Genomic DNA, 24,819 nt, shown 5'->3' on the forward strand with positions numbered 1-24,819 from the left:
GAGTATGATACGTACAGATTGTTTCTACACCGGGCGCTATGACGTCGAGGTAAACGGCAAGAAGACACCGTTGTATTTCTTTTCCATTCAGGACGATAAGCGTTGCGTTCATCCGGATAAGGAGGAAAACGCAGGAGGTCTTTTCTTCGAAGTGGAGTATGCCACCGCGGACGATCTGCGCTACATACAGCGCATGGTCACCGCATTAGTCGAAGAATGTTTAAGTAAGGAGGTACCCAATGAGTGAGGAAAATACCACGCCGGATCTGCATCTGTATATGGATGCAATCCTGAGGCGCTTCCGCCCGTCTGATGCGGAGGATGCCACGCACTTCTTCTCTACAGAGGAAGTGCTCGCAGCCATCAAGGCACAGAACCCCGAGCTCAAAGGGCTGTCATGCACGATCGTGCATGACGCTCTCACCGAGGCTGGCTTCTGCCTCGGGATGCATCGAGGCTCCCAGTCGATGACTTTTCTCTGGATGATGAAGGAGAAATAGAGCTATCTTAGCAGTATGATAACCTCTTCGATGATCAAACGCGAGTTCATACATCGCACAGTCGGTAGCGGGTTCCATCGCATCAGTAAGATGCAGGAGCGCGCTGCCGCTCGCTCCTACACAGGCGGTACGGGTTATATGCGTAGCCACTTCGCGAGTGTGCCGCTTGCAGTTGAGAAGCCGGGCGAACGCTACGCCCTGCGCACGCTGGACTATACCCGTTTCCTTGACATCAAGTATGCCAAGGGTGCGGCTTATCGCTCCTCCGGTCGAGCTCCGCTCTACAATCGGCTGGTTTGGGGCGTACTCTATCGAGAAGTTATCCCTGAGATTCGATACGGACTCAGGTCTGGCGTCAAGGATTCCATTCGACGTGAGCTGGAGGAGCTGACAGATAAATAATTCTCATAAAGACGATAAAGATGAAAGATTTGTTTTTTGCCGCTCGAATCCTCGTACTATTGTTTGTTACTTTTCTGCTGGGAGACCATCTCTTTGCTACTGACCGAAGCTTTTGGAACGGGCTGTTGTATATCCTGTTCGCTTCGGTTGGTTTGAGTGCTGTATTTTTATTTCTGGAGTGGATTCTTGATGTTCGTGATGGCCTTTGGCTTGGAGGGTTGCTCTTGCCTCTGTTGGGATTGACGGCGGTTTGGATATGCGTATCTGAGCCTTGGTCTATTCTGTGGGTGGTAGTCCTCGTAGTAGCAATCTTTGTGCTCCGGTTTATCTGGTCGTTGGTGAAAGCCCTCTTTTGGGGTTGCTGATATTTTCCGTACCGCACCAATTGCAGATTGCCCCTGTCCTTTAGGATGGGGGCTTTTTTGTGGAATTTCGCCTCTGTCAAAGCAATGAGATATGGCACGAAAGCAAAAAGATGATGTCTTAAACCTTATACTGTCCGTAAATGCAACGGAGGCGCAGCAGGAGATCCACCGCCTCAGTAAAGCTAACCGGGAACTTGTCGAGGCAAACAAAGCTCGCGCAGCTAAGATGCGCGAGCTCGAAATGCTGGGCAAGAAAGAGACACAGGCATACACGAATCTGAAAGCTGCATATAAAGAGGCGGCTAAGGAAATGTCCAAAAATAGTGCTGAGATTGATAGACTCAAGAAGTCGTTAGACCTGACACATCTGTCCTACTCGCAGCTCAAGAGAGAAGCGAAGAGGCTTACTGCTCAGTTGGATGCTACGAGTAAGTCGCTGCATCCGGCGGAGTGGAAGAAGCTCAACACTCGGCTACAAGAGGTTCGAAAACAAATGGACAGGGTTTCAGCCGGCTCACGAGGACTGGATGACTCTATCTGTGGTACGATCAAAAGTGCAGTGAAGCTGCAGGTGTCTATGCAAGGGGGAATTGTCGCATTAGTCGCATGGCTGAGGAATGCTCGGGATTTCGTGCGAGAAGGTATCCGTATCGCCGGCGTGGCACAGGGTATCGATGAGGCTTTCAGCCGGATTGCCAACAAGGACTATCTCTCCTCGCTTCGTGAGCAGACAAAAGGTCTACTTAATGACAATTTTTTGAGGAGGTTTACCGTGCAAGCAGATAATTTGAGCATTCCTATTCAGCACATGGGTAAGCTGCTGGCATTTGCCCAGCAGCGCGCTAAAGATACCGGGGAGAGCGTGGAGTATCTCTCTGAGTCTATTGTCAAGGGGCTTGGGCGCAAGAGTGTGCTCATCCTCGACAACTTGGGGCTGTCGGCTGTGCGGATCAATGAGGAGTTCAAGCGCACCGGCGACTTCTCCGCTGCTGTCACCAAAATTGTCGATGAGGAGATGGCAAAGGTGGGCAAGAGCCTGGATACAGCAGCTGAGGCGGATGTCCGCCGCGCGGTCCGCTGGCAGAACTTGCAGGAGCGGATAGGGGGCTATCTCGTCAAATTTTCAGATATGCGCAACAAGATCGAGTCGGGGTTCGTCGACTCCCTCGATCGATCCCTCTCCTGGATCGAGAAGCACTGGTCAAAGATTACGCTGCTGTTTTATTCGCTCTCCTCTGCCATCGTGGCGTATAAGGCCGCGGTAAGCCGGGCTATTGTATTGGAGAAACTACACACTTTTTGGCTTGCGACTAAGCGTGTGACCGTCATCGCTTCTTCTTCCGCTTATGCTCTCTTGACGGGCAACATCCTGCGTGCCAAGGCCGCGATGAGGATGCTGAACATCGCCATGAAGGGAAACCTTTGGGGCTTGGTGGCGGCAGGCGTTGCTGCCGCAGGAGCGGCTCTTTATACCTTGTACAGGCGTTCGCAGGCCTTGACGGCCGAGAAAAAAGCGCTGATGGAGGTTTCCAAAAAGGCGACGGAAGAGTTTCACACGCAGGCGGCCAAGGTGGACGTGCTATCGAAGACGATCGAGAACAACAAGCTGAGCGTCGACGCTCGTCGTGCAGCAATCGAGAAGCTCAAAGAGATCATGCCGTCTTACAACGCCACGATCACGGAAGAGGGCGTACTGATCAATCACAACACCCTTGCGATAAGTGAGTACCTACAGCAGCTCGAAAAGCAAATAAAAATGAAGGCAGCTCAGGAGGAGCTGGAAGAGGCTTACAGAAAGAAGCGGCAACTGGAGAAGCAGCAAGAGAAAGACCGTGCGGCTGTCAAGAAAGCGAAGGACGACTACGACCTGCGCAATAGTCTCGTCAGCTCCCAAGCGAACAGCAAGCTGTCCGGATCCGGCATGCGGCAGCTGGGAGTCGGGATGCAGACAAGTGGGCTCGCGTCCGATTTGTCTGCGGCGAATCGTGCTCTCGAAAAGACTACTGCAGAGCTGGAGAAGAATCAGTCTGTGATAGATGCTCTCGACAAAGAGATCACGACCTCTACCCAATCTCTCACCTCCGGTGCGTCCAAGACGGCGGCCGCAACCGTATCGCTGATCAAAGTGCAAGAGGAGCTACTGGAGCAGGCTAAGCTGATGCCGGAAACCTCCGAGGCGGAGATAGCGGCTAAGAACAAGAAAATCGAAAACATCGAAAAGGAGATAAACCGCCTGCGTGAGCTCGGGCGCACCTCTAAGGATACCGGCGACTCTGTCGCAAAGACGGAGAAAGATCGCATAGAGGCTATAAAGGGCGCCTCGGTGGAAGAAATACGTCTCTTCGAAGAGACGCAGACGCGTATCCGCTTGGAGGCCAAGAAGCAGAAAGCTGCAGGACGGATTACGGCTGAGACCTATGCGTCTATCGTTGCTGCTACGGAGAAAGCCTCTGCGGACTTTCGCCTCGAGCAGTATCGAGAGCTGTATCGTTCTCTTGAGAATCTTGAGATAAAGAACGGCAAGGATAAGAAGCGAGCGCTCGATGAAGCCTCTGCTGCTATACTCAAATCTGAAGAAGACATCATCGACAAGCGTATCGCTCTTAACGCATCCTTAGCCGCCATCGGCGAGAAGGCATGGAAAGAGGTGCAGAAGAAGCAGCAAGAAGCAAAGGCAAAAGCCGAGCAGTCCATTGCAGCCGGCAAAGCTCCTGATGAAATGCGGCAGCAGTTCGGTCTCGGTGGGCAAGAGCTTGAGAACAAGATGAAGCTGGCGGCACTCGATGAGTACTACAAGCAAGCGCTTGAGAAGTATAAGGACAACGAACAGACGAAGCAGGAGCTGGCAGCCGTATATGCTCAAGCAAAAGCTAAAATCGAAATCGACGCCGAGGCTGAAAAACTGCAAACAATCGCGGGCATGGGCTTTGCCGGGCAGCTGGCCGCATTTGCTCAAGAGATGATCTCTCTTCGTGATCAGCATCGCCAGGGGCTGCTCGAGGAGCAAGAGTATCAAAAGAAGAAAGCAGACTTGAGGAAGCGGTTTACGGAATTCTCCGTGAAGGCGGTGACGGAAATCGCATCTGCCGCTGCAGGCTACATGCAGGAGCAGGAAATGATCGCTGTCGATCAGAAGTATGCATCCGAGATCGCAGCAGCACAAGGCAATCAGGAAAAGCTGCGCGAGATCGAGGAAAAGAAGGAAGCCGAGAAGCTTGCTATTCAGAAGAAATATGCGGATATAAACTTCATCATCAAAGCTTCGGAAATCATTGCCAATACAGCGGTCGCAGTTATGAGGGCTATGGCGGAACTTGGTCCTATTGCCGGACCGATTGCAGCCGTTGCCATGTCTGCTGCCGGCACGCTCCAGCTCGCTGTTGCCAATCAAGAGAGGATGAAGGTTAAGAACGCCCAGCCGGGAGGTGGAGGAAGCTCTTCTTCGTCCACCTCCGGCATGCCTATGCGTGTGGCCAGTGGACGCGAAGATGGCGGATATATAGATGTAGAGCGCGAGCAGGACGGCAAGCGTTTCCGCGCCCTGCATGAGCCACGCCGCCGCGGCTATGTAGATCGCCCGACGGTGATTGTCGGCGATGGGCCGGCTGGTCGCAGTCGTGAGTGGGTGGCCAGCAACGATGCCCTGTCTAACCCCACTGTTGCTCCTATAATCCGGCTGCTCGATGCCGCGCAGCTGAGCGGACAGATCCGAACTATCGATATGTCTGCCGTGCTGCGCCGGCAGTTGGTCGGTCACCAGTCCGGCGGATATATCGCAGGATCCGCATCACGAGTAGACACGCCCCCACCGGCGACTCTGCCAGTCGGCAGCAATGATCGCGCGGTGCGTGCGATGGAGCGATTCATCGATACGATGGAGCGCGCAGGTCGGGAGGGGATTCGTTCGACTGTCGTATTATCTGAGCTTCAGCGCAAGCAGGCGCTTGTCGACAAGGGTTCATCCATAGCCAAGAAAAAGTAATGACTATCAAACTGAAATCGGGAGAACAACTCGATCTCCCTGTCGACTTCTCAGTCGAGATCAGTCGCATAAACCCGTTCTTCTCTGAGTACGGAGAGCATAGCGTCCCCGTGCAGCTCCCGCCATCCCCTAACAATGCCCGCCTGCTGGGATTCCCGCACGATGTCGGGCTGGGGAGTATCAAGACCTCCTTCGATGTCACGCTGCAGGATGGAGTCTTTTTCTATCCGGCAAAAATGGCACTGCTTTCAGCAAACGAGTCAGAGGGATACGAGTGCAACTTCATACTGAATATGGGACAGATGTACTCCGCCCTGCAGTCCGAGAAGCTGTCTACCGTAATCGAGAAGCAGTACACGCGTCTCGACTATACCACTGCCACAGCTGCAATGCTGCACCTTGAGGACGTCGCGCGCAAGAACGAGATGACGGATGAAGACTTGATAGACATCTTCCCGCTGCTTGCGGATGCTCATATTTTGAATGAATACCGGGAGACAATAGCCAACACGGGACGGGTATTTGCAGCACATAAGGATCGCACTATCGACATAGATGGTCAGACGACTGTGATCCCTGCCGGCTTTCTGCTCACGCCCTTCCTGCGCTTGCGTCCCTTGCTTGCTCGCATATTCAAACACTACGGCTATAAGGTCGTAGACTGGGGCGCCTTGTCCGAGCACCCCTATCGGGATATGGTGTTGCTGAATCATAACTACGACACGGTGGCAAACGGCTATATAACGCCGCTCCAGCTTGCCCCTGACTGTTCGGTGAGCGACCTTCTATCTGCCGTGGAGGGTAAGTTCCTATCTCGATGGGTCGTGGACGAATCCACGACCTCTGTCCGGTTCGTCCACTTCGATAGCTTGTTGTCGGGGGATAGTACCGATATGACGGATCGACTTGCCGGCAAGCCGACCTTCAGCTATCCGGTGCGGTATCGAAGACTGGAACTCAAGAGTGCATCCTATATCCGCCCCTCTTTTCCTCGAGGCGTGGACAACGAAAGTTTCGAGCAGACCGAGAACTTAAAAGAAACGCTGAGAAAGCGATTCGGGCTCTGTGTAGATGTGCGAACAGGCATTCTGTACCGGTACATGGTTCTGCGAGATATGACTGGAAAGCTGCTTGCCGTCGGCTCGCTTATTGCAGACTATATAGATGAGCACAAGTCTTACGACCCCGAGGTGGTCGATTGCGGAGATACTGTGCCCGCGATGCAGCTTCCGCTGGCAGATACAGCCTTCAGCGATGTCGCGATACCGCAAGTTGGCGAGGGACGTTGGCTTAATTCCTTCTGCCGTCTGTCGGATGGCAAGGAGGACAAAGAGGATCGCAAGGGAGAACTTCCAATTATGTTCGCCCTGCCTGCTGTCGGACCGGGAGGTATGAGGCAGGGCGGGTTGATCGATGTGCAATCGGGTAAGTCTATCCTTTATCATGGAGAGCAAGGCCTATTCGCTTTGTTTGGGAAAAAGTACGATGAACTTTTGCGATACGGGTTGACCGAGGCGGAGGTGCCTGTGCAACTGAGAGGTGTAGACAAGATGACGCTCTCCGCTACGACTCCGATCATAGTGTGCGGCAATCGATTCTTGCCCGAGTCGATCGATTACAGTACCCAGTCGGACTCCATTACCACCCTCAAGCTGCGATCTCTCACGATGAAGCCGCACCTCAGCAGTCTTGACGCCGGGTATCTTGTGAGCGTTGATTACATCAGTTCGCTCAAGTCGGCTATGTCGCAGCTCCCGACGCACTCATGGTCTATCGAGCGGAGATGGCGTTTCAGCCCTGTGCCGGAGCACGCTCCGGTATCGCATGTTACCTTTTTTGCCGACGATATGTATGAGTGCCCGGAAGGGCATGACTTCGACCCCGGTCCAACGACAGGACTGGGGAACGACTATCCGGCGAATACTATTTACTACTGGGGAGACGCTATCAACCAGCTGTCCGAAGCTTTCAAGCGGCGTGGCGATCGTGTCGTACCTGCCCCGACACCTGAACAGATCGCAACAGGTGGCTGCTACGTGTATGCCGTCTCGCAGATCAAGACGTCCGAAGCCACTACTCCCCCGGATAATATAGAGCCTGATCCGGGTGGTGGGAATGGGAACAATCCGCCGAACGTACCGCATCTGGATTATTTCGTCCTTTATTTCTGTCTGAAGGTGAAGGCCCTATAATTCTTGTCCTTTGCCGCCAACGCCGGCGCGCGTTTTTTTGTGTTGTAAAGAGACGCGAACATGTACAGATTTCTTGAATCTTTCACTCTTTCCGGTGTGCACTACCTCGGAAACTTAAAGCCGATAACGGTGGAGACTGATGAGTCCACCCTGTCAGCTTCTGTTGCTGTATCTACAGGCTCTTCTCCTGTCGCTACAATACCATTGAGCTATACCCCTTTCGGAGGTCGTGTCACGATCGACCTCTCCGATTTGCTTCGTCCTTACTTCGAGTTTCAGATGCTCGAGCCCGGCGCACGTCTCGTCAAACAGGAGCGCATGCTGCTGGACGTCAAGGTCAGGCTTATGGGCGAGAATCAGCCGGCACTCTTCTTCCGCGTGATACGCGGGGGTATATCGGGTGTAGATGACAACGTAGAGGAGTGGCTGCGAAAAAATCCCCTCTCCTGGCAGCCTCGGAGGAAATATGTGATGTATAATCAGCCGGAATGGCTTACTCTCTACCTCCGCTCAGGAGATGGCGTCGTATATACTGTATATACAAAGAATGGAGGTACTAATCCTATCTCGGCTGCAGGGCTATCGCAGCAGATGACGAGCACGGGCGTCTTCACGTTCGACGTATCGCCGGCGGCTGTCCAAAAAGTGATAAACGTCGCTGACGGCGACTACATTACTTATTACAAGGTGACCACCTCCGGCGGAGTAGAGATGCAGTACGTCCTCGACTCTGCTAAGGGCGAGGATGAGCGTTGGTTCTTTTGGCAGAACGGCCTCGGCGGAATGGATACGGCTCGCTTCTTTGGAGAAGAAGTGATGCTTATCAACTCGGAGGATAAGACCCTGTCTCGACAAGATGAAACTCATACCTACGACGTTGAGATGCCTGCACGTTGGAAGCAGAACACCGGCAGCATTTCTGTCCGCGAGCGGTTGTGGCTGCTCGACTTCTTGCGATCGCCATACCGATATCGCTATCGGCACGGTGTACTGCAGGCGATCATTATAACCGAGTCTGGAAGCGAGAGCTCGACTGCGGATAATATCTACGATTACAGCTTCACGTATGAGCTGTCCGACAGCGAAAACTTTTTGAACGTCGGGATACTCGACGCGCCACCGTCCTCATTCCCGTCGGTGCCATCGGTGGATTTTCCTTTACCCCCTCACCCTTCTGATCTCGCACCCTTGTCCGCGGGTGAGGGGGTATTCTTTGCGGGCTTCTATAATAATGTCTGGGGCATCATCGGGTATAATCAGTTGCTCGGCTCCATGCAAGAATCGCTTAAGGGCTATATCGATAAGCTGATCAAGGACTACACAGCCTGGTATCTTGCGCAGAGCGGCATACAGTCTTCCGTGAACACGGCGATCTTATCATCGTTCAGCGCACAGCTCAAGACACTGCGTGCGTCCAAGGAGCAGATAATCGGCAGTGTTGTGGACGTAGTGAAGGTCGCTCTCACAAACGCGGATCGAGAGGCGCAGGCTTCTTTGGATGCATTGCGTGCATACTTCGTTGAGCATCCTTTTGCCGTCGATACTGCTCAAGACCTCATCGTTGCCGTCGAGGACGCCCTTGGTCGGTACGGCAAAGTGCTATACATCGCGCATAAGTCGCTCAAGGATAAGCTTACTGATCAAATGCTCCAGCAGCTCGCGCTGATGGGAGAGGACTGCAATGCAACCGCTCTCGGCTATGCAACCCTGGCACAGCAGGAGGCATTTAATCAGGCTCAAGCATACACGAACCTGACCGCTGTCACGATTGACCAATCCATTACCGCCGCGCAAAATCTTTCGATTTTCGTAAGATCAAGCGAGGGCTTGTTGTTACAGCAGGAGCCATCCGCGAAAATCAGTGTCGGTGTGAGATTCAATGGGAAAGATATCACAGATCAGGTGCTCGAAATGAATCCTGCGATAAATTTTGTGTGGCGGCGTAAGAGTAAGACGGGATTCCACGATGGCATGACGGATGCGGAGTGGGAGGCTTATGCTTTCGGCAAGCACGAGGTCTCTTTTAATCGCGCATATAAGGATAAGCTACGCTTCTGGCTCGAAACTTCAGACGCGGACGATCGCCGAATAATTGAAACATTTAAGCACAAACGAATATGAAATCAGAAGTTTTAATAGTTGCGTCTATCAAGGATGGCGCGGGTCTATCTCTTTCTGCATCCTCTCTTGCTTTGTCAAAAATAAAAGAGCTGGAAGCTTCAACCCTGCCTAACAAGACGTTGCTTATAAATGCGATAAACACGGCTTTGTCCACCATCGTGACCAAGGACGCAAACAACGAAATAGACTATTCGAATCAGTCCGCGCCGGAGGTCGTTGCATTCAACGCCTCTCTGGGCGATGCTTCGACGGCACTTGAAGCCGACAAAAAGTCCAAGATACAGGGGCTTCACCAGACCCAGATATCGATCTCTGGAAAGCTACAGCAGGCGGAGGGTAAGATCGGGGGCTTGGAGGCTTTTAAAGCGGAGCAGGAAGCCGTCAATGAGGGAAATCAGTCTTCGCTCGGCGCTTTGAGTGCAGACATGACTATTGTCAAAAAGAAAATAATTGACAACGCGATACAATATCATTACGGAAACGCTATCCCGACTAATTCCAACGAGCCCGCTTCGCTTTGGAATTCTTTAGATAAATGCCTTGAACACGAAGGAGACATCTACACGATTAAAGTGGACGCACAGAGCCCTCAGTCCGCTCAAGGGCTCAATATGTTTCAATACAAATTTCACCGAACGGTTAAAGGGGATCCGGAGAGCCCCGCCGATTTTGGATGGCATGAGATCGGAGGGGGGCAGTTCTCTAATTTGTCGGTCTCCGTTGCAACGCTTACTCTTAAAGTTGAGGAGAACGATAGTGCAGATCACTTCAAGCAGAAAGTGACTGAAAGCGCTGCCCATATTGTAGAGAAGGTAAAAGAGCCTACGGCGACACTTGCAGCCAGCAAGCTGAAGGCTGATCAATCTTTCAAGGCGGAAGTAACACCCCAGATCAACCTTGCAACCGGAAAGTGGAAGAATGCTGACGGATCGGACTCTGATCAATATGCAGCTGCGGATAAGATCCCTGCTTTTAATGTGGCTGTTTCGGGTGCAAATGCAGCGGCTGCATCGGCAGCCGAAAAGGCGTCCTTGGCCAATACCGCCGCATCTAACGCAAACAGCAAAGCAACGCTTGCTCAGCAAAAGGCGGACGCTGCTGGCTCTGCCGCGGCGGAAGCGCTAAGCGCAAAGACTCTTGTCTTAAATGCCAAAGAGGCCGGTGAGTTTTCCAACGTCCGTCTTTTCGTCGACCGCGTTGGCGACTTTCGGAACGGCAAGGTCGTGGACGGCGTTGGGGGGTACGTGGCGTTGGTCCCTCGCTGGGCTATCGGAGGAGTCGAAAAACAAGTGCAAGGCTCCGGTAAAACAATCAAGTGGTATAAAAAAAATACGTCCGGCCCGGATACGTTGAAAAAAACCGTGACGGCGACCGGGTCTGTAGACGTCCGTCTCCTGCTGGGAGATGGTGAAATGGGTACTTACTATTTTGATTTGAATGTATAATGCATAGCGAGCAGGCGAACGTATTGGATTTGGTAGCTGAGCTTGACGCTGTGCAGGCTCAGCAGCTCGTACAGGTCGGGCAGTCAGTCAACGATCTGTGGGATAGCTTTGGAACTCCTCACTTATCTCAAAAGGTTCCTTCCCTGGGAGCATACCTCTCTCTCATCTCGCAAATAGAGGCGAAGGCGATGCAAAAGAATGGTAACTCGTACGTCTGCGACACAATCGATATTGCGTTTGCAAATAGCCCTTTCATCCTGCCTGATCCGGCTGTGATGGAAGGGCGCGAGTTATCGCTATTCAAGTCTTACGCAAATACCTACTGCGGAGGATACGATCGCTGTGTGTATGTACATTATCATGGCAATACGGCATCTTCTGTCCGTGGAGGGGTCGTCTTCGGCGGGAGTCATGATATACTGCAGACTACAACAACGACTGCTCCCGGTGGAGGGATTGCACATTCGTCCATCTCCGGCTGTACCGCGTATTTCCCGCGGTCCACGAACGGCACACATGCGCTCAAGGAGATTGCGTGTGGAGAGCAGATCGTTTTGACATTTCGCGCGGTCGCAATTCGCGGCAAACACTACTGGCTGGTTGTCAATCAGTCGGAAGCCGCTGCGAAACTGTCGCACGAAGAAGCTTCTGGCTTGCTCCTCGCGGAAAAGAAAGTGTCCGGCGCGACTGCCTGGGTGGCGAAGATTAACGGTGTCATTATCCCTCGCACCTATATTACCTCGAATAATTTTAGCGTGACGGAGGAGATGGCTCGGATAACATACAATGGGACAGGCAGAACGATATATATGAACGTCCCTTCGTCCCTACCCGATGGATTTGAGTTTCGCATACAGAACAATTCCCAGAGCAGTATCCTCCTGCGAGGAGCTTCTGTCGTGGGAGGTATTCGTTCCATTCCCCGAAGAAGCATTTACGAGGTGAGAAAAGATAATGGATCGATAATTATTTATCCCATCCTGTCGAATCTTGACAGTTCGACAGGTCTGTAATTGATACAAACAAAATGAAAAAGACAACAAACAGAAGACCCTCCGGAACCGTGAAGTTTTACCTCGCGTGCGGTCTTATTTTCGTCGGTGTTGTGCTGTTGTTCAGCGCCTTTTGGGTGCCGCCTCTCGGAATCATTCACGAGAGTATCCTTGTTGCATTCGGGGAAATTTTGACGTTTTCCGGCGCGCTCATAGGTATTGACTATACGTACAGATATAAGCTGTTGCAGTTGCGATCCAGCCTTCGTGAGATGGTTCGCGATGAAATCGTGCGAGAAACAGGAGAGGAGGAAAAAGAGGCATGATTTTGATTGACAACGGACACGGCGAAAATACGCCGGGTAAGCGATCTCCGAACGGCCGACTCCGTGAGTATCTCTACACGCGTGAGATCGCGGAAGAGGTGGTTGCAGAGCTGCGTCGACGGGGATACGAGGCCGATCGTATTGTGCGAGAGAATATAGACGTATCGCTTGCTACTCGTGTGCGGCGTGTCAATGACGTGTGCAAGGAGCTGGGCTCCGCAAATGTCTTGCTCGTGTCGATACACGTCGATGCCGCAGGAGACGGCAGCCAGTGGATGCAAGCCGGCGGGTGGAGTGCTTACACGACTCCCGGACGCACCAAGTCTGACCGGCTGGCGGAGTGTCTGTACGATGCGGCGAGCAGGCATCTACATGAATACGCTAAGATACAGGCCGCCGGTAAGGAGCAGGGCTTATACTCGCTCAAGCAAACCCCGATTCGCATAGACTTGACGGACGGGGATAAGGACAAGGAGGCCAATTTCTACATACTGAAGAATACGATCTGCGCTGCCGTCCTCACGGAGAATCTCTTTCAGGATAACCGTTCAGATGTAGAATTCCTTCTGTCACCTTCAGGGCGAAGAGCGATCGTGAGCTTGCATGTAGAGGGGATCGTTAACTATTTGTCATCATTATGAGCAGCAGGAAGCGCAAGCACGATCTCGTTGCTTTTTTGACATTCGTCGCCGTTTGCGCGACCGTCTTTGTCGCATTCTGTCTGGTGGGGTGTAAGGTTAAGAGTAGTTCCTCGCAGCGCATAAAGTTGGACAGGACGGAGAGCCTCGTGAGCGATGTGTCTCGAGGCGAGGTTGAGGTGCAGAAAACGCAAGAGCAGCGCGTCACGACCTCCAGTGCTGCATCTGCAGTACACTCGTGGATTGCCGGGTCGGTAGACTTAGAGCTGGTAACGAGGCAGTACAATAGGGATAGCCTCGGTACTTACCTCGCGGCTGAATCAACACTCAAGCGCAGAGAGTCGAGCGAATCCGGCTACAAGTCGGAACTTACGCTGTTGTTCCTCGACAGTATCCTGCAGATCCGCATCGATAGTGCTATGTCGGTCGAGCGCAAACGGATTGTGGACACCCGAAAAGAACATTCCGACACTCGAAAGCGTAGTTCGCGCTCTGCTAATGCTTTCCCCGTTTCGCTTATCGTTGTCAGTAGCATCCTGTTATTTATCATCCTCACCCGTTTGGGCTGGGGCGTTACAATAATCAATAAATTCAAAAAGCTATGGAGCAAAAGCAAGTAGACATGACGGAGATCGTACACTTTGTCACAGTCAGCGAGATGCACAAGGCATCTAAAGCCTCGCGTAAGCATTTTAACGAGGTCTTTTCGTTCGCCTATGGGCTTAATTTCAAGGGTATTTCTCTTTTGCAGAAAGAAAAGATCATCAAGCAGCTCAACGCTATCTGTCAAGATGGGGATACGTCTGCTCTGAAGAAGCAGCACGTTCGAGAAGTGACAGGCAGAGGAGGCATCAAGTTCCTCTACTGTGAGGGCGTTCGCCTCACACTCTTACCCTTCAGCGTGTGGGGCTGCAAGGGATAAATTTTTCTGTCGTTATTACGGGGCGTTCTTAAGAGAAAGCCCCGTTTTTTTTGTTAGTTTCGCATAGAAACGAGAAATAGTTTATAGTTTTGTGGAGGATATCTTTTTTTTGATGTAGTTACTCTTACTCTTGATATGGATCGTTTGGACAAGAAAATCCTCATAGAGATGGCTTTGTACATCTTGGAGATTACAGGAGGCGTCGATATATACCACTTGTGCAAGGTATTGTACTTTGGGCAGCGTCGTCATCTTGCTACATATGGTATTCCTTTGGTCGCAGATGACTTTCATGCGCTACCATACGGTCCGGTTCCTACCAATCTGTACGATTTCTTCAAAAAGGGAGATCATGACTTCCAAAATGTGATTAAAAAAGGCATTCAGGATGCTCAATGCATTTTGTTTGGGAAGAGGAATGCTGACAGAAACTATCTATCCGAAGCGGATAGAGAGACTCTCGATGAGGTAATCAAAAAGTATGCTTCCTTACCTTTTGAGGTTCTCAAACAAAAGAGCCATGATGAATATTGGAAACGAGCATCTGAGGGAAAATCAAAAGTTATGCCACTTATTGATATTGCTCGCTCCGCAAAGGCTTCGGAAGGGATGATTGAGTATTTGGAAGAACACATGGCCGTAGAGCTGGCTCTATCGTAATATATGACGAAACTGTCTGAGGCAATGCCTTTTGAGGTTGCCTCGTTGTCTTTGATGCGGGGAAAGGTGTACTTGGTTCCCAAAGAGGAGGTGTCGGGTATGGTGGTAAAACCCGAAGAGAAAGACCCTCAGAAATTTTATATTTTTCTCGGCCTAAGTACTTGCGAAGAAAGGAGTGTCGGGGTAATTATCAATTCTCGGATCAATTCGCATATCCCTTCAGAAAAAAAGGATTTGCATATGCCTCTTCGCAAGGAAGACGGACACCACTTCCTTGAACATGATAGTTTCGTCGATTGCTCTACTTTATGCATTGTGTCAACCAGGAAGTTGCTAACATGTAACCATAAGCACACGTTGGATTCCACAACCACTGAAATGATCATCGAGACCATACGTTCATCCAAGTTCGCCAGACCTGCAGTCCTTAAAGAATATGGTTTGGACGTATAATTTGCCTTCGGCATGGGGCTTTTTTCCGTTTCATTTGGAACCTAACGTTTTTATGCTTATGTTTGTGGTGCTAAGGAAAATGGTAGTAATCTACTTCGCAGAGCAAGCGGTCAATTTGCTCAACAACGTTTGGGCATTTTTTATGCCCTTGTGATAACGGCGGTTGCCTATTACGTGAAATAATTTGCTCTTCGGGGTAGACCATTTTCTTTAGCAGCGTAATATGGCGACCGCTTCTTTTTGTTCGCCTAAGTCATAAAAAGCTAAAGAAAATGGCAACTAAAAACCCCACCCCCGTCATCCGCATTGCGCAGCAAGTCCTGCGCGATTCTCTCACACCTTCTAACGATGCAGCTCTGGCCCATCGGCGGCTAACAGCCCTGCGGGTCTCGATCCTCGAATGGATGGAATGCAAGACCGTCGAGCTCTTTCCCGACTCAAAGAAAGTCCGCTGCAAGATACAGCATAGTCCAAGTGCCTATCGTACCACTTATCGCGTAAGCTTGCGCTCTGCCGGTATTTGGCTGCGCTGTAGTGCATCCTCTCTTCCCGGCCTTGTCGAGCGTATGGAAGCCTTGTCCGTCCGGCATCATAGAGAGCATGCTATTCGCTAATGTCTTTTTTTTCACACCCACAAAAAATGCTGAAAACTTGCATAATATACAAATGTTGATTATCTTTGTAGTGTCAATAAAACAAAGAGCTTATGAAACTAACGGAAAAAGAAGAAGAGTTAATCAACGCAATCAGGAACTACCACAGAGCATACCCGAATGGGGCGCAAGAATTAGAGTGGTACATCGACACCCTACTACAAGAACTCCTCGAACGTTAAACAGTCACACTCCCCCTCTGCCGAAAGGCGGAGGGGCTAACAAAAAGAACAATGGAAACGGTAATCGTAAAAAAAACAACAGTCAAGCAGCAACTCTCGGATATTCTTCTTGACGTGTCATTTGCCTCAATATCTCGGCGGTACTTCAATAAATCTCGCTCATGGCTGCATCATAAACTGAACGGTCGTGATAGTAATGGTGGAGCTAGCGACTTCACGCTGGAAGAAAAAGAGCAACTTCGAGGTGCATTATGCGACTTGGCTGATAGGATCCGCCGAGCGTCTGACAATATAGAATAACTAACTCTCCAGGCCCATAGGCATCGTTTTATTGACACCACCTCGCCCGACAAACATAGGAGAGATCGGGCGAGGTTCTTTATAAATATGGAAACAGAACAAACAACAGACATTCGAGTAAAAGATCAGATGCAAGACATACTGGTCGACATCTCATGGAGGGGCATTGCTCACCGTTATTTTGGGAAGTCCGCATCATGGCTATACCACAAGATGGATGGGATCGATGTGAACGGCAAACCCAATGGCTTTAATGACGCCGAGAAGGAACAGCTTAGAGGAGCACTGTGCGACCTCTCCGAGCGTATCCGCTGCGCTGCAGATAAACTATAGCTCTCGGGCGGTAACTCTCCGCCCTTATCACACCTCCGCCCCATGCCGACTGAGAGCTTCGGCATGGGGCTTTTTTCCGTTTCATTTGGAACCTAACGTTTTTATACTTACGTTTGTGGTGTTCACAGATAGTAGTTGTACCTACTTCGCAGGGCAAGCGGTCAATTTGCTCAACAACGTTTGGGCATTTTTTTATGCCCTTATGATAACGGCGGTTGCCTATACGTAAGATAAAAAGGCTTTCTCTTCGGAGTAGAGTACTACCATCTGTGAACAGCGTATATGGCAGCCGCTTTTCTGTTGCCAGCCCTGCGGGTCTCGATCCTCGAATGGATGGAATGCAAGACCGTCGAGCTCTTTCCCGACTCAAAGAAAGTCCGCTGCAAGATACAGCATAGTCCAAGCGCCCAGCGTACCACTTATCGCGTAAGCTTGCGCTCTGCCGGTATCTGGTTGCGCTGTAGTGCATCCTCTCTTCCCGGCCTTGTCGAGCGTATGGAAGACATGGCGACCCGGCACTGTGCAGTGCACGGATAGTATCCGGACACATAACGGTCGAATCCGGTACTCCCTCTCGCAGGTCGAGAGGGAGTTTTTTTGTACTCGATTCAAAGAGAAACCCCCTCTGCGCAAAGACGCAGAGGGGGCGAGCCGGTCACTTAGAATTGTCAAAAGGTCAAGCGAACATGTGGCTCAATTCTTCAGCAAAGGCGGTTATCGCCTGCTTTATCTTCTCCTGTGTTTTGGGCGATGGATTCCGAGTGCCACAAACGTATTGTGACAATTGAGCTTTATTGATACCGACAACGTGCGAGAGTCCGGCTAATGACAACACTCCTTTATAGTGTCGTAAGAATGCCGAAGCATCCATTACAAATCTGAAGGAGAACTCAATGTCCTCTCCTGTCCTGTCTTTGTAATCCGCCCTGCTGGCTTCATATACAGCAAGAAAATCTTCCTTTGCTTCCTCTACTGAATAACCATCGCCAATGATGCCATAAGGTAAATCTTCTTCTACATAAATAGAAAAGAAACCTTTCTTATTGCTTTCGATGTGTGCTATAACCTCTTTCATACCTTTGTTCGTTTGTGGGAGGGGACTTAAAGCCCCGCCTCCCTGATTATTTTTCTTAGTGTCCCTGTCGGGATTTCCTCTTTTTCGTGATGGCTTGTGTAAAACGTTTTGCCGGTTATCGGGCTGTACCATTGTGGGTGCTTAGCCATCTCTTTCCCTGTGGGGTAGCACCCTTTTTTTTTAAGCTTTCTGTGTAGTTCGCTGTATTTCATATTTGTTTCCCTTTTGACACTACAAATATAATGCTATTTTTTTGAATAGCAAAAGGGTGGCGCAAGATTTTTTTGTAGCACATGCGCTTTCCAACGCCCGTCCAACAGAACCAACAGCCGTATCCGCACCGTCCTACATGCTGGATTTTGTAAGCGCCTAATTATCAATCTCTTACAAATTTCGATAGGCAAGTTTGTTGGACGGTTGGACGGTTGGACGAAAAAAATGAGGTAGGGGTAGGCAAAAACACAAAAACTCGGCATGGTTGCGAAAAAAAATGACATTTCGCTATAAATCAATAAGTTACAAAATGACGACTACGAAAATCACATTAAAACTCCCCTTCGAAGTTTTTTATATCCGCATTCGCTTGAAGCCTCCTCTTTTGTGCGTATATCTCCGTTATCGCTACACTTGAGTGGCGTGCCTGGTCACGCACGGCGATGGTCGGGACGTTTTTATCTAACATGTCTGTAACGCCAGAATCTTTCAACGAGTAGAACTGGTACGACTCCGGCAACATCAGTGCCCGTCGCATTTTTATCCATTCATCGCGGAACTTTTTCTCGCTGCGCTGTGTCGGGCCTGGAGCGAATCCATCCGAGAAAATATAGTAGCAGCTTGGATGCTTGTGTATTTCCAGCTCAAGCATCAGCTTCAGTACCGCATCCGGCATTGTCGAGAATTGCTCTTTCCTGTTCTTCGCGACCTCACGACGTATGACTATCACGCGGTCTTTGTAGAATAGATCGCCTACGCGCAGCATGCTCAACTCCTTCGGCCGTATAAAGCAGTAATACTCCAGGTAGCAAGCTAACAGGTAATGTTTGTTTCGAACGACTAAATACTCATATATGCACTTGAGTGCCGACACACTGATCTGGTTGCGCCCTTTGGGCGGCAGCTTATTTTTGCTGATCGCTTTTATCTTAACTGACGGGTCGTTGTTCAGGTATCCTCGCTCGAGGAAATACTTACACATTACGCTGATCACGCGCAGGTAGTTGTTATAAGTCTTTGCCGTATTCCCCCTGTCTATATAAATATGCTCTAAGAATTCGGACAAGAATCGTGCATCCATTTGATAGACATACGTAATCGGTAACTTCCGCTTAGAGTTGTAGCGCAATAGGTTCCGAACCTTTGATTCGTATTCTACGTATGTTGCCTCTCTTATCACATCATCCTTCAGCATACGTTGCTGCCGGCGGATCCAGTCTGTTACTGCCTCTTCGAACTTTGCATACCCTTTGACAGATTCCACCTCGAGGAAAGGATTCCATCCATTTCGAAGTTGCTCGTTCAGTCGTACACAAAGGTCGCGCCCATATCGCTTGCGCTCGGCTGCAGATTTGATATGATTCAATTTGTAACGTTTCCTCCGCAGCTTGCCCGCTGTCGGATCGTATGCGTATAGAGACACATACGTCTCCTTCCCCACTCGCAACTCTGCGGGTGTGTAGGATATTATTTCATCTATGTTAGCCATGTCCTCAAAAATATTGTGACATCGGCCGCTCTCGACTGTCCGGGACGCTGGCTTGATTTTGTCCCGTCCTTTTTCATTAAAACAAGCGTAACGGATTGGCTTAAAGGCCGTTACGCTTTCTTTTGTCGGGGTAGCGGGATTCGAACCCACGACCCCCTGCTCCCAAAGCAGGTGCGCTAACCGGACTGCGCTACACCCCGAGAAACTGCTTCCTCACAGATTTCAGATGCAAAAGTAGCATCTTTTTCAAAACCTCACAAATTATTTTGAATTTGCACATTCCCCCTTCCATCGCAACATTGTTGATCTAAGTTAGTCCTAAAACTTGGCTTGGCGTTAGGTATCCTAGCCCTTTTCTGGATCTTCGATTAATTTTGTGTTGTATTTTGATACACATATCTTGACTTATTTGCCTGAAATCCATCTTCTTAGGGATGTATTGTCTTACGAGTTTATTGAATAATTCGACATGAGGTTTATCTGTAGAGCAGTAGGGGTGGGCAAAGTATACAGGTACTTTGAGTGCCTTCTCAATGATTTCATAAATAGAGAATTCGGTCCCGTTGTCCGTGGTAATGGTCTTCAGTAGCCCTCTTCTTGCTACCCCCTTCATTTCTTTGCTGACAAGTATGGCTAGTTTCTTGGCATTCTTGCCATGCTTGAGCTTTCGAATCATCCCGTATCCGGTCACTCTTTCTACCATTGTCAGTATGACATCTTGATTATGTGCCCCAACAATAAGATCCATCTCCCAGTCTCCTATTCTTCCCTTATTTTGCACAATAGGATCTCTCTGCTCAATGCTCTTTTTATTGAGCCGCTTGGGGCTTGTAACAAGTTTAGGGGTCTTACGTTTTTTTAGAGCATGTCGCGTATGCTTCCATAGATCTCCTCCCATATTCTTGTCCTCATGGATATACTCATAGATACGAGACTTCCCTATCATAGGGATCCTATTTTGAGTGCAATACCCGGAGATTTGTTCGGGAGACCATTGCTCCACGGCGATATAGAAATTGACCTTCTTGCGTATTTCGGGGGTGAATTTAATCTTCCTCTTTCGGAAGCTACCTGCTTCGAGAGCGTGTTTATGAGCCTTTAAGGGGCGGTAGTCCTGAAGCTCTCCTAAGCGACGTATCTCCCGAGAAATCGTACTTTTGTGCACACTAAGAATTTGGGCAATTTCAGTGACAGATTTGCCGAGTCCAATGCAATTAGCAATGGTCTTTCTATTGTCCAGAGTGAGTCGTTTGTACTTTGTTCTTTCCATTTCAACATCAAAGCTATGAACGATTTTTGACAGGTGGCGGGCTAGCCCGCCACCTGTCGTTCTTATAACCATAGTGTTGCGTTAGAAAATGGAAAGTACAATATGCACAGGCTGTACACATTCCTTCTTGAGGTAGAAAGCAAAGTTCAAAGAAGCCCGCCTTGCCGATGAATGACGCACTCCGGGATATAATGCCAACCGTCCATCTCCATTGCTTTTTCAATAAAAAGAGAGCCTGAATACAACATCCAAGCTCTCAAAAAACAGAATACCCCAGAGAAGTATCAACTAATTCAGAATTATTCTTATTCCTCGCTCTAACTTGGCACACTTGGCATTGGTCGATACATCTCTTAGATGTGCATTGTATCTATCAGGGATAAGAATAACTTCGGTAGAATCAAAAGTACGAATAGGCATGTATACATAAATTGTACCTGACACTTGGCATTCTCCATAAGGAATACCAGCTAAAAATTCCCTTGCTTGCCATGTCAATAATACTTTTGCTGAAACCATATTGTTCTGGTCGTCATAGGATATATTGTTTAGGTCAAGGAGATATTGAGCATCTTTTCCACTTTGTGGCGAAAATTCTTTTATCAAAGTTTTAAGCATCTGCGATGACGCTGTTTCCAAGATTCCCCGATATGTGCGACGAAGTTGTTCCTGCTTTGAAATCCAAGTTCCCTGACCTTTCTGTACAGTATTGGGGACATCACAACTATTGAAAGTAAACGCTATCACAAAAAAAACTGATAGGGCTGTGATTAGATAAAATCTTTTCATATCCGGATATTGTCAATTATCGTTTTTACAAATTTGCTATGTTACCACTCTTTTAATGATTACAAAATCAATTCAGAACGATTACTATTCCTCGATTTAACTTGGCACGGTCTTTTTCCATGGACACTTTCTTCAAATGTTCATTGTATTTATCGACTCTGAGGATTGCTTTTGTAGAATCAATCGTGCGAATAGGCATATATACCTGAAGGGTACCTGATACTTGACACTCTCCATAAGAGATATTTGCGATAAATTCTCTTGCTTGCCATATCAATAATACTTTGCTTGAAACCATATTGGTTTCTTCGTCATAGTGGATACTCTCTAAATCCAAGACGTAACGTGCTTCTTTTCCACTTTGTGGTGAAATATCTCTCATAAGCTTTTGGGTCATCTGCGATGCTGCAGCTTCCAATTGTCCGCGATATGTACGACGAAGTTGTTCTTGACTTATAGTTTGCCCTTTACTTTGATTTGAATATCTCTCGTCTTTTTGTATTTGTCCAATACTGGCATCAGCACAAAACTTGAAGAGAGGAGCAATATATTTTTTCCCTTTCTCTGTCAGAAAAGAGCACAAGTCCCTCGACGTACGATCGGTATGGATCTCAAAAGCATACCACGGAATCACAATCTTGTATGAAGAATCACTATCGGGAGTATAAAGTCTGGCCGAAAGAGTCAGTATCACACCCTCATATCCATAACCAACACTAAAGCTGTGATTAAAAGGTTCGTTTAAAAGATATTTCAAACATAGATCGAGTTCAGGATTTTGATAAAACGGATCTGATGGGGACAAAACAGGCCCTCCTGCTCTATGAAAGCATAAGTACTGTATCGCTTCTTGTGCTTCTTGTGCTTCTTGTGAAGAAGAAATATGTCTTTTGATACAGCCAATTATATTCTCCTTTTGCCTGACATCGAAAACATCCCATATATCCAGAATCTTACCTGTCTTTTTATCAATACTCACGCAACTCTCGGTTTCTGTTCGATGATTCCATGTAGCTGCATCGTAAAGAGCTTGATTGATATTAATGTGGTGCCTTACCGTCAGCATATCCGCTCCGTCATGCTGTACAGTCAATACACTTAAGTCCAACAAATCGCTATAATCGCCGGAAGGAGCATATTTAAGAACGTTCGATTCTTGTAATCTATATTTGACGATTTGCTCGGGAGATAATTGTAGGATCGAGTTAGGAATACTCTCTTCGGTCACTTCCCATGGATTTCGCAAAAAAATCCTTTTAAGCTGAATAAGGACATGCGAGTTAACATTTTTCGGATACTGAAATTCCAAGATAGCTGAGTTCTCGGTTATGGGGAAAAGGTCTCCTCTATCAGGGAAATAACATACTGTGTCTAATCTCGCTTGTATCGTTGTGATGGAATTTTCTCTTACATAGCGTGTTTGTGACTCTAATGAACTCGGATAAAAACTAAGGATAGAGAAAAGAATAAGAGAGAGTAGTTGTTTCATATTATTTTTCAAATTATTCATCCATTATACTTATTTAGAAAATTTATTACCATAGTTTATAGCCCGCCTCCGGTGGAGCCTTGTTCGCCGCCGCCGCTATTATCACCCGTATTTGAGGGCTGCGAAGGCGTTGGGGTATTGCTATTGGTTTTGTTTGCCACTTCCACCTGCTCATAGGTTACGCCGTTCAGTTCTTTGAACGAACGCTTGAGGATGCAGCCGATGGCCGGTTTGCTGATGTGCATGCGAGGATTGAAGTCCTCCTTGTTCTCCACGCCTTGGCTTTTGAACGTGCCACGGAAAGTGGCCAACCCGGCGAGATCGACATTCATCCCAAGACCGACGAGGTAGCGGATCGAATCCGACAGCTGTTCCAAGACGGCATAAATATCGGCACGACCGACCGTCGTGTTCTTGGCCATCAAGTCGCAGAGATCTTTCATTGTGGCAGTCTTTACGGAGACGGGATTGGCATAGTAGAGTTCTTTGCCGGCATCTTTGCCTAAGCGAACTACTCGTTTGGATACTGAATACTTCATAGTAATTCTATTTTTTATGTTAGTAAAAATTGGATTGGCTTTTGTCCGAATATCTCAGTCCGAAGAGGATAACGGGCTATACCATAGGGAGCATGGCGGTATGCCGTAGGGGATGACGAGCTGTACGGTACAGCTCTTCGAGCTACGCTGTAGGGCTCGGCGAGGTACGCTCTACAGCGTAGCGAGCCGAACCGTAGAGTTCCGCTCCGGGAGCCGTATAGACGGCCGAGCCGGGCCGTAGAGCCCGGCGCGACAAGCCGTAGAGCGTAGCTCGAAAAGCCGTAGAGCGCAGCTCGGTACACTCTACGGCGTAGCCCGAGTCGCTGTACGGCGTAGCTCGACCCCCTCCGAAGTATGCTCCGAAAGGATGTAAAATGCGATCGAAAAAGGATGGATAAGAAAAAATTTCGACAAGGGGCAGAGGCCGATATAGCCTTAAGCCGACTGTCGAAAGCGAAACGGATTATACCGTTTTTAACAAATATGGGGGGGGGGGGTATTTGGGGAAGTGCGGTCGAAACAAGCAGGGATACGTAGTAAGGACATCGTCGACATAAAACGCCCATGTCCGGTATGAAAATATTTACTTGTCATTTCTTATTAAGAATATATTTACGTTGCGAGCAAAGGTAGAAGATTTATCCCATATAATCTGTCCTATTCTTTCATTTATTCTTCACCTCTATGGGGCGTACTGAAAAAAAATGGTCAGTCGGGGAAAGGATGCTGTCAGAGAAACAGATCCGGCGGGTAGACTACCCTCTCCAGATAGAGGGCGTGAGCCGGAGCCGAAGAGCCGGCACGGCTACGATCCTGCGATTCGATGATGTCCCGAAAGTCTGTGATGGATAGCTTGCCCGTCCCCACATGGAAGAGCGTGCCGACTATGGCTCGTACCATATTGCGCAGGAATCTGTCCGCCGTGATGGAAAAGACCCATTGGCCTGTCTGCGCAAGCGGCATCCATCGGGCTTCCGTTATACGGCAGTTGTTCGTTTTGACGTCGGTATGCAGTTTGCTGAAGCTCGTGAAGTCGATATATAGGGGAAGAAGAGCTGCCGCTTCATTCATGCGTTCGAAGTCGAGCTTGCGATAGGTCTTTAGCATCAAGCCTTCCATAAAAGGATCTTTCTGCTCGGTCAGATAGTAGTGGTAAGTCCGGGAGACGGCATCGAAGCGTGCGTGGGCATCGGCTTTGACAGGAAGCATTCGGTATATGACGATGTCGCGTGGGAGGAGTTTATTGAACCTTTCTGTCAGATTGGCCGCTTCCTCCGGCGTATCGCAGGGAAGATCGGCGTGTGCGACCATCTCGTGGGCGTGAACTCCTGCATCGGTTCGTCCTGCTCCGACGATACCGACAGGTTGGCGTACGATGGTGGATATGGCTTCCTCTACGGTCTGCTGCACACTGGGGGCATTAGGCTGCGTTTGCCAGCCACTGTAGCGGGTGCCGTTGTATGCCAGATAGATGAAGAAGCGCGCCATT

25 protein-coding genes and 1 tRNA gene are annotated in these 24,819 nt (G+C 49.2%); 17 read left to right on the forward strand and 9 right to left on the reverse strand.

What is annotated here, in order from left to right; all coding sequences use genetic code 11:
* The first annotated feature begins 4 nt into the window (after positions 1-4).
* The 17 genes from HQ49_RS02010 to HQ49_RS02095 all read left to right on the forward strand — a co-directional run bounded on the left by HQ49_RS02010 (position 5) and on the right by HQ49_RS02095 (position 16,466).
* Positions 5-247, forward strand: a complete 243-nt coding sequence (locus HQ49_RS02010; RefSeq protein WP_021664963.1) for a hypothetical protein — start codon at positions 5-7, stop codon at positions 245-247.
* A complete protein-coding gene (locus HQ49_RS02015; RefSeq protein ID WP_039418159.1) occupies positions 240-500 on the forward strand; it encodes a hypothetical protein in 261 nt (86 codons plus the stop codon). Before HQ49_RS02010 ends, HQ49_RS02015 begins: the two co-directional genes overlap by 8 nt.
* Positions 501-515: 15 nt before the next feature.
* Positions 516-902 (forward strand): hypothetical protein, encoded by a 387-nt coding sequence (locus HQ49_RS02020; protein WP_152569122.1) that lies wholly within the window; start codon positions 516-518, stop codon positions 900-902.
* Between the two features lie 20 nt (positions 903-922).
* Entirely contained in the window at positions 923-1,267 is a 345-nt protein-coding gene (locus tag HQ49_RS02025; RefSeq protein WP_039418163.1) for a hypothetical protein, read from the forward strand.
* A 91-nt stretch (positions 1,268-1,358) separates the two neighbouring features.
* Positions 1,359-5,249, forward strand: a complete 3,891-nt coding sequence (locus HQ49_RS02030; RefSeq protein ID WP_039418164.1) for a hypothetical protein — start codon at positions 1,359-1,361, stop codon at positions 5,247-5,249.
* On the forward strand, positions 5,249-7,441 hold the full coding sequence (locus HQ49_RS02035) for a hypothetical protein (RefSeq protein WP_039418165.1): 2,193 nt from the start codon (positions 5,249-5,251) through the stop codon (positions 7,439-7,441). Before HQ49_RS02030 ends, HQ49_RS02035 begins: the two co-directional genes overlap by 1 nt.
* Positions 7,442-7,501: 60 nt before the next feature.
* Complete coding sequence (locus HQ49_RS02040; RefSeq protein ID WP_039418166.1) at positions 7,502-9,562, forward strand: hypothetical protein; 2,061 nt, start codon at positions 7,502-7,504, stop codon at positions 9,560-9,562.
* Positions 9,559-11,007 carry a hypothetical protein gene (locus HQ49_RS02045; RefSeq protein ID WP_039418167.1) on the forward strand — a complete coding sequence of 483 codons (1,449 nt, stop codon included), beginning with the start codon at positions 9,559-9,561 and terminating at the stop codon, positions 11,005-11,007. The genes HQ49_RS02040 and HQ49_RS02045 overlap by 4 nt, the downstream gene beginning before the upstream one ends.
* Positions 11,007-12,020: a hypothetical protein gene (locus HQ49_RS02050; RefSeq protein ID WP_039418168.1), complete on the forward strand. Its 1,014-nt coding sequence runs from the start codon at positions 11,007-11,009 to the stop codon at positions 12,018-12,020. Before HQ49_RS02045 ends, HQ49_RS02050 begins: the two co-directional genes overlap by 1 nt.
* 14 nt (positions 12,021-12,034) lie before the next feature.
* Positions 12,035-12,325 (forward strand): hypothetical protein, encoded by a 291-nt coding sequence (locus HQ49_RS02055; RefSeq protein ID WP_052073413.1) that lies wholly within the window; start codon positions 12,035-12,037, stop codon positions 12,323-12,325.
* Positions 12,322-12,966, forward strand: a complete 645-nt coding sequence (locus HQ49_RS02060; RefSeq protein WP_039418170.1) for an N-acetylmuramoyl-L-alanine amidase — start codon at positions 12,322-12,324, stop codon at positions 12,964-12,966. Before HQ49_RS02055 ends, HQ49_RS02060 begins: the two co-directional genes overlap by 4 nt.
* Positions 12,963-13,583, forward strand: coding sequence for a hypothetical protein (locus tag HQ49_RS02065; RefSeq protein WP_039418171.1), 621 nt, complete (start codon positions 12,963-12,965; stop codon positions 13,581-13,583). The genes HQ49_RS02060 and HQ49_RS02065 overlap by 4 nt, the downstream gene beginning before the upstream one ends.
* The gene (locus HQ49_RS02070; protein ID WP_152569123.1) at positions 13,565-13,885 is read left to right on the forward strand and encodes a hypothetical protein; all 321 of its coding nucleotides are present in this window, start codon (positions 13,565-13,567) and stop codon (positions 13,883-13,885) included. Before HQ49_RS02065 ends, HQ49_RS02070 begins: the two co-directional genes overlap by 19 nt.
* Positions 13,886-14,068: 183 nt before the next feature.
* Entirely contained in the window at positions 14,069-14,545 is a 477-nt protein-coding gene (locus HQ49_RS02075; RefSeq protein ID WP_235290033.1) for a Panacea domain-containing protein, read from the forward strand.
* A 725-nt stretch (positions 14,546-15,270) separates the two neighbouring features.
* Positions 15,271-15,612, forward strand: a complete 342-nt coding sequence (locus HQ49_RS02085; RefSeq protein ID WP_039418177.1) for a hypothetical protein — start codon at positions 15,271-15,273, stop codon at positions 15,610-15,612.
* 272 nt (positions 15,613-15,884) lie between these two features.
* Positions 15,885-16,133, forward strand: a complete 249-nt coding sequence (locus HQ49_RS02090) for a DUF5053 domain-containing protein (RefSeq protein ID WP_039418178.1) — start codon at positions 15,885-15,887, stop codon at positions 16,131-16,133.
* Between the two features lie 87 nt (positions 16,134-16,220).
* Entirely contained in the window at positions 16,221-16,466 is a 246-nt protein-coding gene (locus HQ49_RS02095) for a DUF5053 domain-containing protein (RefSeq protein ID WP_039418180.1), read from the forward strand.
* Positions 16,467-17,142: 676 nt separating this feature from the next.
* On the opposite strand, the gene HQ49_RS02105 is transcribed toward HQ49_RS02095, so the two are convergent.
* The 9 genes from HQ49_RS02105 to truA all read right to left on the reverse strand — a co-directional run bounded on the left by HQ49_RS02105 (position 17,143) and on the right by truA (position 24,818).
* Positions 17,143-17,541 (reverse strand): helix-turn-helix domain-containing protein, encoded by a 399-nt coding sequence (locus HQ49_RS02105; protein ID WP_039418197.1) that lies wholly within the window; start codon positions 17,539-17,541, stop codon positions 17,143-17,145.
* 26 nt (positions 17,542-17,567) lie between these two features.
* Positions 17,568-17,753, reverse strand: coding sequence for a type II toxin-antitoxin system HicA family toxin (locus tag HQ49_RS10545; RefSeq protein WP_080745526.1), 186 nt, complete (start codon positions 17,751-17,753; stop codon positions 17,568-17,570).
* 332 nt (positions 17,754-18,085) lie between these two features.
* Complete coding sequence (locus tag HQ49_RS02110; protein WP_039418199.1) at positions 18,086-19,243, reverse strand: tyrosine-type recombinase/integrase; 1,158 nt, start codon at positions 19,241-19,243, stop codon at positions 18,086-18,088.
* 125 nt (positions 19,244-19,368) lie between these two features.
* Positions 19,369-19,443, reverse strand: a tRNA-Pro gene (locus HQ49_RS02115).
* A gap of 107 nt (positions 19,444-19,550) precedes the next feature.
* Positions 19,551-20,585, reverse strand: coding sequence for an IS30 family transposase (locus tag HQ49_RS02120; protein ID WP_052073415.1), 1,035 nt, complete (start codon positions 20,583-20,585; stop codon positions 19,551-19,553).
* Between the two features lie 216 nt (positions 20,586-20,801).
* Positions 20,802-21,302 carry a hypothetical protein gene (locus HQ49_RS02125; protein ID WP_021662113.1) on the reverse strand — a complete coding sequence of 167 codons (501 nt, stop codon included), beginning with the start codon at positions 21,300-21,302 and terminating at the stop codon, positions 20,802-20,804.
* Between the two features lie 67 nt (positions 21,303-21,369).
* Positions 21,370-22,812 carry a hypothetical protein gene (locus HQ49_RS02130; RefSeq protein WP_235290034.1) on the reverse strand — a complete coding sequence of 481 codons (1,443 nt, stop codon included), beginning with the start codon at positions 22,810-22,812 and terminating at the stop codon, positions 21,370-21,372.
* 35 nt (positions 22,813-22,847) lie between these two features.
* On the reverse strand, positions 22,848-23,330 hold the full coding sequence (locus tag HQ49_RS02135; protein WP_012457775.1) for an HU family DNA-binding protein: 483 nt from the start codon (positions 23,328-23,330) through the stop codon (positions 22,848-22,850).
* A 729-nt stretch (positions 23,331-24,059) separates the two neighbouring features.
* The gene (gene truA / locus HQ49_RS02140) at positions 24,060-24,818 is read right to left on the reverse strand and encodes a tRNA pseudouridine(38-40) synthase TruA (protein WP_039418183.1); all 759 of its coding nucleotides are present in this window, start codon (positions 24,816-24,818) and stop codon (positions 24,060-24,062) included.
* Between the last annotated feature and the right edge of the window lies 1 nt (position 24,819).

It is taken from the genome of Porphyromonas gulae (genome assembly GCF_000765945.1).
Classification (GTDB): domain Bacteria; phylum Bacteroidota; class Bacteroidia; order Bacteroidales; family Porphyromonadaceae; genus Porphyromonas; species Porphyromonas gulae.